Below are 13,467 nucleotides of genomic sequence, written 5' to 3'. Positions count from 1 at the left end.
TTTGGGATTTGCTTTCCGCGCGCTGGTTTTGTACGTTTGTACAAATTATAAGGTCCGGTCAACAAATATCTGGACACGGGAGCTGGCCGATGCGCGGTACCATCGTTGCGTTTCTGATCGTCGCGGCATCGCTGGCCGGACGCGGTGCGCCCGCACTCGCGGCCGATCCGGAACCGCGCGCAGTCCTGGCGCCGACGGGTGTGTTGCGGACCGCGCTCTATACGGGCACCCCGACTTCGATCCTGCCGGATCCGGCGTCAGGTGGTCCGCGTGGCGTCGGTTACGATCTCGGCAAGGAACTCGCGAAACGGCTCGGTGTCGCCTATGCGCCGGTGGTGTTTTCCAAGAACGCCGATGTCCTCGCCGCGATCAAGGACGGCACCGCCGACGTCGCCTTCACCAACAGTTCGTCGGCGGCGCGGGCCAAGGACATGGATTTCGGTCCGCCGTTCATGGACGTCGAACTCGGCTATCTCGTCCCGAAGGGGTCGGCGCTGGCAACGGTCGCCGATGTGGACGCAGCGGGACTCCGGGTCGGCGTCACGGCGGGAAGCTCCTCGGAGGCGACCCTGACCCGCGCGTTCAAGAAGGCCGAAGTGGTTCGCTTGACCAATTTCGATGCCGGCATCGAAATGATGACAGCCGGCACGCTCGACGCCTACGCCACCAACAAGGCCTCGCTGTTCGAGATGGCCGAAAAGCTGCCGGGATCGAAAGTGCTCGACGGTCGCTGGGGTGTCGAGCACTTCGCCGTCGCCGTTCCCAAGGGACGCGACCAGGGCATGCCGTTCCTGCGGCAGTTCACACTTGAAGTGAAGTCGGAAGGACTGGTCGGCGCGGCGATCGCGCGGGCCGGTCTGCGCGGCGCCGTGACGTCCGCGGCGGAGTAGCAAAACGAATATCGGCGCGCTCAATGCGACGCCTGAACTGACTGAATCATCGTACTGACACAGAAGGACTTTTTCGTATGCGCCATCACGGCAAAATCATCCGCAACCTGCTTGCGGCAACGATCGTTTCGCTCGCCGCCGCCGGCGCCCACGCGGAGACCTTTCCGACCAAGCCGGTGCGCATCCTGGTGCCCTATGCGGCCGGCGGCGCCGTCGACGTGCTGGCGCGCACCATCGGGCAGTCGCTGTCGAAAACCTGGGGCCAGCAGCCGGTGATCGAGAACCGCCCCGGCGCCGGCGGCATCATTGCTTCGCAAGCCCTGACGCAGTCGCCGCCCGACGGCTACACCCTGATCCTGGTCGCCAGCGGTCATCCATTGAACCAGTTCTTCTATCCAAAACTGCCCTACGACACCTTCAAGGACTTTACCGCGATCAGCGAAGTCGCCGCCTCGCCGCTCGCGATCGTGGTGTCGAAGACCAATCCGGTCAAAAACCTCGGCGAACTGCTGGCGACCGCGCGCGAAAAACCTGAGGCGCTGTCCTACGGCATGTCCGGCAACGGCACCTCGGCGCATCTCGCCGGCGAGCTGCTCAACTACATGGCCAAGACCAAAATTCTGGCCATTCCTTACAAGGGCGGCGCACCGGCCCTCACCGCCGTGATATCGGGTGAAATTCCGATGAGCGTCAATCCGCTGCCCGAAGTCGTCGGCCAGCTCGACGGCGGCGCGGTGCGGGCACTGGCCGTGACCACCGCCGCACGCGCGAAGGCGCTGCCGGATGTGCCGACGGTAGCGGAATCCGGCCTGCCCGGTTACGACGCGTCGGTCTGGTGGGGATTTTTGGGGCCCGCCGGCATGGCGCCTGATCTGGTCGCCAGGATCAATGCCGACCTGGCAACCGCCCTGAAGGACCCGCTCGTGCTCACCGCCCTGGAGAAGATGGGCGCCACCCCGGTCGGCAACTCGCCGGCGGAGTTCGACGCCTTCATGCGCGCCGAAGCCATGAAGTGGGAGCCGGTGCTCAAGGAAGCCAACATCAAGGTGCAGTAAGCCAGGTCGCCGCCCGCGTCAGGACGTTTGCCGACCACATGATCGAGACGCTCGGCAGGTCGGCCGTTTACGAGCCGACCGGATAGCTGCGACGTTTTGCGTGCAAAATTCGACCGCAAATACCTTTGCGTGACGTAAGTTTTTTGCTACAGATCAGAAACTACTTTAACGTGCATTATTTTTTACGACATTTTTTGGGGCACGAGCCCCCGTAATATCCCAAACGGGAGCCATTTGGATGGCGCAAAAACCTGTCCGGAAGCCTGCAAAGAAAGCGGCGACGCCGCCACCGCCCGGATCCGGGAACGCCGGCCCGGCTGCCCGTCGCCCGTTGGTCACGATCCGCGCGCACGAGGGCGGCGAAGAGCCGCTCACGCACGTCGTGATGAGCAGCGCGGGCCCGGCCATCCTGAACATCGCGAGACGCTGGCCCTACATTCTGCGCGTCCGGTCACGCTGGGCGGGCGACCCCGACATGCGCGATTATTTCGCGGAACAGGCCAGCAACGATCTCACGAAACTGGGCGTCAGCGCCGCCGACATGCCGAAATTTGCGCTCGCCGGTCATATTGAAGTCGAGTTGCATGATCCGAAGGCCGACGTGGCCGAGGCGGCCCGGCTGATGGAAGCGGCATCGGAAATCCCCTGGGAATATCTGCTCACCTCAGCCACGCGAAATGCCGGCCGCTTCAATCCGCTGCTGGTGACGCGTTGTTTTTCCAACGGCGTCGACGTCAACTCGACCCCGCCGCGGCAAGTACTGTTCGTCGAGAGCGCACCGGGGCGGATCGATCAAGAGTACGAATTCGACGACGAGGAAACACGCATTCGCGCCGCCGTGAACAACAAGATGGAGATCGCGCCGACGCTGCCGCTGAGCAAATTGAAGGCGATGGTGGCCGCCAAAAACTGGGAAGCGATCCACGTTACCGGCGTCGATACGCATCAGGCGGCATGGCTCATCGACGGATTCTATGATGTCTTCGAGAAAACCAAGCCCGATGAAAAATCCAAGACCGATGTCATCGACGAATCCGACATCCTGCACGACGGAATGATCCTGCGTGGCGACACTGAAAGTGAATTTCCGATCCGTTACGACCACCTGCCGGCGATCCTGCTGGGCTCAAAGAAGAAGAAGCCGCAGGTCATCACGCTGAACCTGTATTATTCTGGGGCGCGGACCGCGCGTGAGCTGGTCCGCGAAGGCGCGCACGCCGCCATCGGGTTTCTGGACGAGATCGACGACGAATTTGCCGAGCAATTCTTCCAGGCTTTCTATTGGGCCTGGTGCCACGGCGGCAACCCTATCCAGGGCGCTTTTCTCGAGGCGTGGAAGGGCATGGACGGCGACCGCATGCACGGCACCGGCATCGTGATCTGGCTGGGAAGCAGCATGATCGGATTTGAGGCCCGAAAAAAGAACACCGCAAAGCCGGCATCGAAGAAAAAGCGAACTGGAGCACGATGATGGTCAGCCAAGCGATCAGCGACCGTCTCCATGTCGACTTCAACGTCGAGGCGGAGGTGAATTACTCGTTGCTGCACAATAACCGGGAATTGCTCAGCAAGCTCACGCTCACGAAGCTGGTTGACAGGCAGCTCACCAACATCGCCGTGCTAGTCGAGCTGTGCGTCGGGGCCGAGAGTTACCCTTACCGGTACACCCATCTCGTGCTCGATGAGGTGCAACTTGCGCTGGCGCCTCTGGTCAAAATTCCGCTGACCGCAAACCTTCCCCGCTCGCTGCGCGAACGCGTACAATCGGCGGTCTATGTCAAGGTCACCTGCGACGGACAGACGGCCTTCGAGGATACGCAACGCGTCACCCTGATTCCGGTGGACGAATGGCTCGACGATACCGAGAAAAACCCGTGGCTGCCGTCCTTCGTGTTGCCGAGAGATCCAGCCATCCTCAAGATCATCAACTCGTCGCGGCGATACCTGGTCGGTATCATCGACGATCCGGCGGCAGGTTTTGACGGGTATCAGGAAGAAGCTGCGGGCGTGGACAGCCAGATCCAGGCGATCTGGACCGCGCTCGTCAACGAATACCGGATTCAGTACATCAACCCGCCGCCTGCCTACTCCCGGACGACCCAGCGGCTGCGCACACCGACCGATATCCTGTCCTCGAACACGGGCACCTGCATCGACCTTGCCCTGCTGCTGGCCTCCTGCTTCGAGTATATCGGCGTCTACCCGGTCGTGGTCCTGCTCACGGATCATGCGTTCGTCGGTTATTGGCGGTCCGAAGGCGCCCACGACAATTTCGTTTCCGTCAGATCCATACCGCAAGCGCTCCCCGGCATCGGTAGTCGCGCCGCGCGCGAGACCGCAATGCCCTATGTCGACCAGTATGGCTGGCGCCTCACCAAGCTGAATTACGCCGAGGTCATGCACTACGTGACCACGAACCATCTGGTCATGCTCGAGGCGACCTACCTCACCGCGGCGAAAAGCTTCGCTGACGCCCAAACCGAGGGCCGCGCCAACCTGCGCAGCCGGGCGGAATTCGACAGCATGCTCGACATCCAGGCCGCCCGTACGGCCGATCCGGCGGTGACCCCCCTTCCAATCATCAACGAATGACGGGACCAGACATGCCGCAAGATGCAGGCGACGACCCCGGGCGCTTCCAGTCCCATGCCGACCTCTGGGACAAGCATGACGACATTTTCAAAGGCCTCTATGAGGATTACGACGAGGAAAAGACCTCGGTCTCCGGCTTGCGGCGGCGGCGCCGGCGCGCTTCAAATACACCAGATAATCCCATCAAGACGGTTTCGTTGGTCGAAACGGACGGGATACTTTCCTGGCACGACGACATTCCGCAAGGTCCGCCTCCTGCCGTTGACATCGGGCTTCGCCGCCGCCGCATGCGACGGCGCGCGGGACTGCCGCCGCCCCTGCTCCCGACTTCGGACGCCGGACCGGCGGAAAGCCCGGTGATATTGACCAGGACTTTTCCAGTCCTGAAGCCCAACAAGGTCGGTGCGGCCATCGGCGCCATCGACCAGACCCTCAATCCCGCTCTCGATGAATTACTGCGTTCGCAACTGAGGCCCCTACGCAGGATCAACGCCAACACCTTCCAGCTCGATAAGCCCGCTACGATGCCGGTGCTGGAAGGCCCCACGCTATTGTTCGTGCACGGGACCTTTTCCAACGCCACTAACATGCTGGGGGAGTTCACAAGCACCGCGAAAGGGCTTGATTTCCTCAACCGGGCCACGACCGGCGCGAAATCCTACAAGAATGTCGTCTTCTTCGAGCACGCGACGCTGGCGGTAAGCCCAATCGTCAACGCCCTCGAACTCGGACGGTTCTTTGCAAACGCAAGCGGACAGATCGACGTCATTGCGCATAGCCGCGGCGGACTGGTGGTGCGGTGGTGGCTTGAGGGGTTTGGCAAATCGCTGAGCATCCTGCCGGCCACTCCGGTCCGTGCCGTCCTGGTGGGATCACCCCTCAGAGGAACGTCGCTCGCAGCTCCCGACAAACTCAAGAACGTGCTGGACCTGATTACAAATATCGGAAGCTTCGCCGAGAAAACGCTGACACTCGCCGGCACAGCCAACCCGTTCCTCTGGGTCGGCGGCAAACTGGTCCAGGTCGTCGTGTCGGTGACGGGTGCGCTCGCCAATACGCCGCTGGTGGATGGCCTGGTCTCCCTGATTCCTGGCCTGTCGGGGCAATCCGCCGTCAGCAACAACCACGAGATCGATCGACTCCGGCTCGGGCCGTGCGCCGTCGATCCCTTCTACTATGCGGTGCAATCCAATTTCGAGACAGCCGACCCCGGCTGGCGATTCTGGCGATACTTCCGCAAGGAGGTCGCCGCGGACAAGGCTACCAACGCTGTCTTTGGCGGCGAAAACGATCTGGTGGTCGATACGGCGTCGATGACGGACCTGGGCGTGCCTCACCTCAATCTCGCCGCGCCGCCCCACGACTTCGGAACCAGCGATGTCGTCTGGCACTGCAATTATTTCCGGCAGCCGCAAACGATCGACTACATCTCGGCGAAGTTTACCTGAATGTGGGGATCGATAGCCCTTTGGAATGTAGTTTGAACAGCGCACGCAGCCGTCGGCGCAGGGGCTCCAGCGGCCGCGACACGGCGCCCAGTTCGCCTGAAGGCGCCACGATATAGGCCTGCACCTCGTCCGGAACGACGTGCCTGGCGTAGCCGGCCTCGACGAGCTTCTTTTCGAGCGCGGAGGTGTCGTAGCCACGCATGGCCTCGTGCACGGCTTCCCGATAGGCGGCATCGGTAAAGAACAGCGCGTGCGCGAGTTCGTGGGTCAAACTGCCTTTCCTGCCGCTTTCATAAATGCCGATGACGTAAAACCGTCCGCGCAGGTTCCGAAACAGCCCAAGCAGCCGCTTTTCCTTCTCGGTCAGCGGATCGAATTTTCCGTCGAAGAACGGCTGGAAAGCCGTCGAAGGCACGTTAAAGCCCGACCAGTCCTCAAAATAGCTGAAGCTGCCGTACTGCGCGGCATACCAGTCCATGAATTGTTCGAGCGTGAAGATCCGCCCGTGAAACCGCGGCGACTCGTAATATTCCTGCACGCGGAGGAAGGTCGACGTCAGTTCGTACTGGGTCTTGAAGCGAAGCAGGTAAATGCCGTCGGCGACCTTGTGCTTGCTGATCCTTGCCGACACGGTTTTTCGATGCAGCGGGGGTTTCGCCATGGCTGGGATCGTGGATAGCAAGCCGCACCCGGCGGTTCAAGCCGCCGATACCGCCTTGCCACGGTGCGACAGCAATAGCCGCCTGACCTCCACCGCCGGTATCGCCGGGCTGAACAGAAAGCCCTGCATTTCGGTACAGCCGAGGATGTACAAGAGATTGCGCTGCTGCTCGGTTTCGACGCCCTCGGCGGTCGTCATCATGTCGCTGGCGGCGGCAATGTTGACGACGGCCTGGACGATCGACGACGAGGCTCCACCGCCGGCGAGATCCCGGATGAAAGAGCGATCGATCTTGATCTTGTCGAACGGAAAACGCTGCAGATAGCTGAGCGAGGAATAGCCGGTGCCGAAGTCGTCGAGCGCGATGCGGACGCCGAGCTTTCGCAACTGGTGCAGAACCTCGAGGGCGGCCTCGTCATCGCGGATCAGGACGGCCTCGGTGATCTCGAGTTCGAGCCGGTCGGCGGAAAGGCCCGAGGCCGCCAGTGCCGCGGCGACGTTGAGCGCCAGCGTCTGGCTTCTGAACTGAATCGGCGAGACGTTGACCGCCACGCGGACCTCGTCCGGCCAGTTGACCGCCTCGGCGCAGGCGGTGTTGAGCACCCAGTGGCCGAGCTGATTGATCAGGCCGGTCTCTTCGGCGACCGGGATGAATTCCGCGGGCGAGATCATGCCGCGTTCGGGATGCCGCCACCGCAACAGCGCCTCGCAGGAGGAAACCCTGTTGGTCTCCAGATTGAGCACCGGTTGATACCAGGCCTCGAGGCTGCCGTCGCTGATGGCCTGACGCAGTTCGAGTTCCAGGCTTCGCCGCGCCTTGGCGCGCGCATCCATGCCGGCCTCGAAGAAACGGTAGGTCCGCCGTCCGTCGCCCTTGGCTCCGTACAAAGCAAGGTCCGCGTTCCTCAGCAACTGGTCGAGGTCGAGACCGTCGCCGGCAGCGAGCGCGATGCCGATACTGGCATCGGTGGTGATCAGATTCCCCGCGCACTCGAACGGACGTCTGATCGCCGAATGAATTTCGTCAACGAGTTCTGTGGTTTCCGACTGGCTCTTGATAGCGGTCTGAATCACGGCGAATTCGTCGCCGCCGAGGCGGGCCGCGATGTCGGACTCCTTGAGGCAGCTCCGCAGCCGATCCGCCACGCCGATCAGAAGCTCATCGCCGACGGGATGGCCGAGCGCATCGTTGACGCTCTTGAACTCGTCGATGTCGATATACAGCACGGCGAGTTGCTCGCCCGGCCGCACCGCCTTCATCGCCTGTTCGAGCCGTTCGCGGAACAGCAGCCGGTTCGGCAGATCGGTCAAGGCGTCGTAATGCGCCAGATGCGCGATCTTCTCGTCGGCGCGGGTGCGCTCGGTAATGTCCTCGATCGTGGCGACCCAGCCGCCGGCCTTCAGCGGCCGGTTGATGATCTCGATCGCCCGGCCGCCCGGCGCTTCGGTGAGCTGACGGGTGGCTTTGCCGAGCGCGACCTTGTGAATGATGGCATTGCAGAACGCATCGACGTCGCCGTCAAAGGATCCGGTCTCCTTCCGGTGACCGATCAGCCGCTGCATGGTGCAGCCGGGCTTGACCACCTCCGGCGACAGCCCGAACATCTCGATATAGGGCTGGTTGCAGATGATGATCCGCGCCGATGCGTCATAGAGAACAAGGCCTTGCGGGATGTTGTTGACGGCGATTGCAAGGTGGCGCCGCTCCGCAGCCAGCCGCTGCTCGGTCAACCGATGGCGCAGCAGCAAGAGACCGACCATGACCGCGAGAACGGCGACAAGCGCGGACAGGATATGTTCGCGCAGGCTCCATGCCGACATCGCAACGCCGGCCGAAACCACTGCCGCGAGCAGCATGCAGCAAAGCGCGGCTCGCCTGACGATCCCGGCTCTGAGAGCGGGACTGGCAGGACCTTCCGGCAATTGATGGCCGTCGTCGATGGTCACCCGGATATTCCCTGGCACGCGAATGATCCGCCGTGGCGGCCAACCGTCTGGAACCCAACCAGACACGCAACCGCCATGCCCGGCGTCGGTCGCGCTCTGCATCATTCCTACGCAGGACAGATGGAAAGCCCGTTACAACTTGCGGTTAGCAGTCGGTTACCGCAGCCGGTGTCCGGGCCGGATCCGCGCGACGTGGCCGGAAGTTACCGGCGCGCGGCGGCACCGCCCTCGCTCTCCTTTGAAATGGTAAATGAATGATTAAATCGCGCTGGCGTCGCGCGCAGGCGCAAATGCCGGAAAGCGCTGATTTCTCGGCCTTACCGACCGCTGATGCCCCGAACCGATGCGGTTGCAAAACGGTTCCTGACCAAGATGCCGCGGATTTAGCGGATGCGGAACCCCGCCAGTTTAACCGTTTCGCTAGCCCGGCTGTTCATAATGAGGGCCAGAACCCAATTAATGACATGCCAGGTCAAAACCCGTGACATCTTTCGGACGTGTAATTTCGGTGCGCGGCTCCCTCGCCCGGGTCGGGCTTCTGGCGGAACGTCAGATGCCGGTTTCGGAGGTGCGCGCCACCGTCGGCCGCTTCATCAGCATTCGCTGCGCCTCTTCCACGATCGTTGCCATGATCACCGAAGTAAGCTGCGAGAGCCTGCCCGTCTCTGACGAGTACATCGCGACCGCCTCGGTCGACCTGCTCGGCGAAATTCTCGGCGATGACCGTCCCAAGTTCCAGCGCGGCGTCACCAACTATCCGACCATCGGTGACAATGTCGACCTGATCACCAACCAGGACCTTCGTACGGTTTATGCGCCAAGCGGCGCGGACCAGATCAATATCGGCAACCTGCAGCAGGACCGCTCCGTCATCGCCTATGTCGACGTCGAGGAAATGCTATCGAAGCACTTCGCGATCCTGGGTTCGACCGGCGTCGGTAAATCGACCAGCGTCTCGCTGCTGCTGAACGAAATCCTGCGGGCGCGGCCGAACCTGCGCATCTTCCTGCTCGACGTCCACAACGAATATGGCCGCTGCTTCGGCGACCGCTCGCTGGTGCTCAACCCGCGCAACCTGAAACTGCCGTTCTGGCTGTTCAATTTCGAGGAAATCGTCGACGTGCTGTTCGCCGGGCGTCCCGGCGTACCGGAGGAACTCGATATTCTCGCCGAGGTCATTCCGATGGCCAAGGGCCTCTATACCCAGTACCAGAATTCAGACCGGCTCGGGCTGAAGCGCGTCGACCCCAAATCGGTCGGCTACACCGTCGATACTCCGGTGCCCTACCGCCTGGTCGACCTGATTTCGCTGATCGACGAGCGCATGGGCAAGCTGGAGAACCGCTCGTCGCGCATCATCTATCACAAGCTGATCTCGCGCATCGAGACCGTCCGCAACGACCCGCGCTACACCTTCATGTTCGACAACGCCAATGTCGGCGGCGACACCATGGCCGAAGTCATCAGCCATCTGTTCCGCCTGCCCGCCAACGGCCGGCCGATGACCATCATGCAGCTCGCCGGCTTCCCGGCCGAGGTGGTCGATTCCGTGGTGTCGGTGCTGTGCCGGATGGCGTTCGATTTCGGCCTCTGGAGCGACGGTGTGTCGCCTTTGTTGTTCGTCTGCGAAGAAGCCCACCGTTACGCCGCCGCCGACCGCAACATCGGCTTTGGCCCGACGCGCAAGGCGGTCTCCCGCATCGCCAAGGAAGGCCGTAAATACGGCGTCTATCTCGGCCTCGTCACCCAGCGTCCGGCCGAACTCGACGCCACCATCATCTCCCAGTGCAACACGCTGTTTGCGATGCGGCTGGCCAACGATCGCGACCAGGCGCTGCTGCGCTCGGCGGTGTCGGACGCCGCGGCAAACCTGCTGTCGTTCGTGCCCTCGCTCGGCACCCGCGAAGTGCTGGCGTTCGGCGAAGGCGTGGCGCTGCCGACGCGGCTGCGCTTCAAGGAAGTTCCGGTGCATCAGTTGCCGCGCAGCGAGGCCACCATTGCCACGGTGCCGTCGGTTGCCGCCGGCCATGACCAGCATTTCGTTGCCGCCGTACTGGAACGCTGGCGCGGCGCCACCTCGCATCGCGACGTCCCCAACGATCCCTCCATCAGCGATCGTCCGGCCGCACGGATCATGACGCCGGTCGAAGCGCCGATGCTGCAGCCGTCGATGGGACTCGATCCCGATCGCTTCTCGCTGCTGAAGAAGCCGCTGCGCTGAACCCGGGGTATCAGCTGCGCTGAACCCGGGGTATCAGCTGCGCTGAACCCGGGTATCCACACCGTCCAAAATCGCGATATGGTTCAGCATCGCCGCCTCCCGCGGCCCAGCCGGAACCACTTCATGACGCAGCCCGCCGCCAAACGATTCCCGACGCCCGCCATCGACACACTGCCGGACGATATCCGCACCCGCATTCTGGCGGTGCAGGAAAAGTCCGGATTCGTGCCGAACGTGTTCCTGTCGCTGGCCTATCGTCCCGACGAGTTTCGCGCCTTCTTTGCCTATCACGATGCGCTGATGGAAAAGGACGGCGGCCTGACCAAGGCCGAGCGCGAGATGATCGTGGTGGCGACCTCGAGCGCCAACCAGTGCCATTACTGCGTGATCGCCCATGGCGCGATCCTGCGCATCCGCGCCAAGAATCCTGAGATCGCCGACCAGATCGCGGTCAACTACCGCAAGGCCGACATCACGCCGCGGCAGCGCGCCATGCTCGATTTCGCCATGAAGGTCAGCCAGGAGGCCAACAAGGTCTCGGAAGCGGACTTTGCCGAGGTCGCCGGCCACGGTTTCTCCGACGACGACATCTGGGACATCACCGCGATCGCGGCGTTCTTTGCGCTGTCGAACCGGATGGCCAACGTCACCTCGATGCGCCCGAACGACGAGTTCTACCTGATGGGGCGGCTGCCTAAATAAGGGCGGCGCCTAGTGTTGTGCCAGCCGAAACATCTTGAGGGCATCTGATACAAGGTCGGCGTTGCCGCCGGCTATTTCACCATTCGCGAGACGACACCCATCTTCCAGTCCAACGCGTGTGGACCAGCGCTGTCGGCGTGCGCGCTCGACGCAATGCCAAACGGTCGTGTCGAACCCGTGCAGGAGAATCTGTCGTCTCAGCTGCGCACGCTCCAGGACCCGCGCGATCCCATCCGCGATCTCGTCGGCCTTTTCGAACGCCTGTTCCTCGATTTCAATGAGGATACGGAACGCCCGACGGCAATTCGGGATCGCGACAAATCGCTCCGCATCGGCGACCGTCGCCAGCCCTGCTTCGACGCCGACGCCGATGCCGTCCAGCAACGCGATGATGGCCGGAGCATCTGCCTCGGACAGATTAACGGAGGCGTAGTCGGGCAACTCCCGCCAGGCCGCGATGCAGTCTCGCGTCCGCTTTTCATCGCCTTCGATCCACGCGCCCGTCGAAACCCCGACAAGCGTTCCCGGGCATCTCGCCCGCACGGCGCGTATCGTCTCGTCGACCGCCGCCAAATTCTCGCGTCCGTCGAACCCACGCGGGTGGATGTGGAGTTCGGCGGCGCCGGCGGCGATACAGCCAGCGCCGTCGAGGGCCATGGCTTCGGCCGTGACCGGCAGCTTCGGGTGATAGTCGTTTGGACGGGCGCCGTTAAGGCAGGCCTGGACGATCATGCACCGTCACCGTAGCTCTTCCTACCGGCAGGCCCGGTAGCCGAAGCGCCTGATGATTTGGCTACCTGGAATCGGATGAAAGGCGAACGTATCCATGAGATGGTTGTCGGTGACATACTGGCGCAAGGCAGCGTTATAAGTGCTGAGCATTTGCTGCGTGGTGGCCGGGTTGATAATGCCCTTTCGCATGGACCCGCCGGCGTGAAACAACAGCGTTGCACCCGGCGTGACGCAGACATTGCGTATCGAAAGGAACATGGTGCAGGCAGATTGACAGTGGCCGTCGATGCGAAAGCGTTCGCCCGACGCGTTATACTGCTGAACGACGTTCAGGAACCTCGCAAACGCGGCTGCGTCGATCGCGCCGTAGCCCATGCCCAGGGATGATACGGAGCCATCGGCGTAAGCCGACTGCGTCCCGAGGCCGCAGAAAGCGTAAAGAAATCCAATCGCGCCCAACGCGCGCGCCAATCGCTGCAACTTATGCAAAACGCCCTCCCAAATCGGCAGGATTCTGATCAGCACTTTCGTCCCGGCAGGACGCGGGCGGCGTCACGTCCGTCAATCGTCCGTCGCCGGTCCGCACCAGCCGGGCAGATAGATCGCGTCCTTGCTCTTGACGTAGGCAAGACCTTTTTCGATCGACTTCGCGAAGTTCTCGTCCACGCTCTTGCGCGACAGCTTGCGGCGCAGGAAATCCGCCCACAGGAATTCGCTGAACGGGGTGGTGTCCTTGGCGAATCCGCCGGCGCGGCGCAGTTCGCCGGCGAGGCTGCGGAACGGATCGTCCTTGAGGTCGGCTACCGATTTCGGAATCTGCTTGAAATGGCAGCGTTCGCCCTTGGCATCGTAGGGATAGACCCATCGCTTGTTGTCCATCACGCCCCAGAACGCCTCGCGATCGACCATGGTGAGGTCGCCGATCACGGTCACCAGGATATCCTGGACACCTTCGTCGTGCAGCGCGCGCGCCAGATGATGGTGATCAACCACATAATAGTGGTCGTCGGGCCCGTGCACGACCGGGATCATGTGCGTGCCGAGCATCTTGGCCTGCTTCTTGGCCGACCCTTTCTCGCGCCAGCGCTTGCGCTTTTCCTTCACCTCGCGCATTCCGACCGTCATCTGGGTCGGGCGCAGCGACAGGATCGGGATCGGCTTGAGGAGGGGCTCGCGCGTATTGGCCATGACTTGAACCTTCTATGTGGGACCGGCAAAA

Annotated in this window: 11 protein-coding genes and 1 pseudogene; 7 read left to right on the top strand and 5 right to left on the bottom strand. The window is 62.5% G+C overall.

Going from position 1 to position 13,467, the window contains the following annotated elements:
* The first annotated feature begins 89 nt into the window (after positions 1-89).
* The 5 genes from BLS26_RS31825 to BLS26_RS31805 all read left to right on the top strand — a co-directional run bounded on the left by BLS26_RS31825 (position 90) and on the right by BLS26_RS31805 (position 5,985).
* The gene (locus tag BLS26_RS31825; RefSeq protein WP_092516418.1) at positions 90-890 is read left to right on the top strand and encodes a transporter substrate-binding domain-containing protein; all 801 of its coding nucleotides are present in this window, start codon (positions 90-92) and stop codon (positions 888-890) included.
* A 77-nt stretch (positions 891-967) separates the two neighbouring features.
* Entirely contained in the window at positions 968-1,945 is a 978-nt protein-coding gene (locus tag BLS26_RS31820; protein WP_092516417.1) for a tripartite tricarboxylate transporter substrate binding protein, read from the top strand.
* A 238-nt stretch (positions 1,946-2,183) separates the two neighbouring features.
* Entirely contained in the window at positions 2,184-3,416 is a 1,233-nt protein-coding gene (locus tag BLS26_RS31815) for a hypothetical protein (protein WP_244541757.1), read from the top strand.
* Positions 3,416-4,537: a hypothetical protein gene (locus tag BLS26_RS31810; protein WP_092516415.1), complete on the top strand. Its 1,122-nt coding sequence runs from the start codon at positions 3,416-3,418 to the stop codon at positions 4,535-4,537. The genes BLS26_RS31815 and BLS26_RS31810 overlap by 1 nt, the downstream gene beginning before the upstream one ends.
* Before the next feature lie 11 nt (positions 4,538-4,548).
* Complete coding sequence (locus tag BLS26_RS31805; protein WP_244541756.1) at positions 4,549-5,985, top strand: triacylglycerol lipase; 1,437 nt, start codon at positions 4,549-4,551, stop codon at positions 5,983-5,985.
* On the opposite strand, the gene BLS26_RS31800 is transcribed toward BLS26_RS31805, so the two are convergent.
* Together BLS26_RS31800 and BLS26_RS31795 are read right to left on the bottom strand one after the other, a co-directional pair.
* Complete coding sequence (locus BLS26_RS31800; RefSeq protein WP_244541755.1) at positions 5,978-6,646, bottom strand: ABC transporter ATP-binding protein; 669 nt, start codon at positions 6,644-6,646, stop codon at positions 5,978-5,980. The genes BLS26_RS31805 and BLS26_RS31800 overlap by 8 nt on opposite strands.
* A 36-nt stretch (positions 6,647-6,682) precedes the next feature.
* A pseudogene (locus BLS26_RS31795) lies at positions 6,683-8,503 on the bottom strand (putative bifunctional diguanylate cyclase/phosphodiesterase); the annotation flags it as partial.
* 571 nt (positions 8,504-9,074) lie between these two features.
* Here BLS26_RS31795 and BLS26_RS31790 point away from each other — a divergent pair.
* Together BLS26_RS31790 and BLS26_RS31785 are read left to right on the top strand one after the other, a co-directional pair.
* Positions 9,075-10,814, top strand: coding sequence for an ATP-binding protein (locus tag BLS26_RS31790; protein ID WP_092516412.1), 1,740 nt, complete (start codon positions 9,075-9,077; stop codon positions 10,812-10,814).
* A 123-nt stretch (positions 10,815-10,937) separates the two neighbouring features.
* Entirely contained in the window at positions 10,938-11,516 is a 579-nt protein-coding gene (locus BLS26_RS31785) for a peroxidase-related enzyme (RefSeq protein ID WP_092518869.1), read from the top strand.
* A 9-nt stretch (positions 11,517-11,525) separates the two neighbouring features.
* Here BLS26_RS31785 and BLS26_RS31780 read toward each other — a convergent pair whose 3' ends face one another.
* The 3 genes from BLS26_RS31780 to BLS26_RS31770 are packed head-to-tail and all read right to left on the bottom strand — an operon-like array spanning position 11,526 to position 13,436.
* Positions 11,526-12,248: a 3-keto-5-aminohexanoate cleavage protein gene (locus BLS26_RS31780; RefSeq protein WP_092516411.1), complete on the bottom strand. Its 723-nt coding sequence runs from the start codon at positions 12,246-12,248 to the stop codon at positions 11,526-11,528.
* A 21-nt stretch (positions 12,249-12,269) separates the two neighbouring features.
* A complete protein-coding gene (locus tag BLS26_RS31775; protein WP_157676642.1) occupies positions 12,270-12,773 on the bottom strand; it encodes a hypothetical protein in 504 nt (167 codons plus the stop codon).
* Between the two features lie 36 nt (positions 12,774-12,809).
* Positions 12,810-13,436 carry a ParB-like protein gene (locus BLS26_RS31770; protein WP_092516409.1) on the bottom strand — a complete coding sequence of 209 codons (627 nt, stop codon included), beginning with the start codon at positions 13,434-13,436 and terminating at the stop codon, positions 12,810-12,812.
* Positions 13,437-13,467 lie beyond the last annotated feature (31 nt).

It is taken from the genome of Afipia sp. GAS231, assembly GCF_900103365.1.
In the GTDB taxonomy this organism is placed as follows: domain Bacteria; phylum Pseudomonadota; class Alphaproteobacteria; order Rhizobiales; family Xanthobacteraceae; genus Bradyrhizobium.
This window is presented reverse-complemented; position numbering and strand designations above follow the sequence as displayed.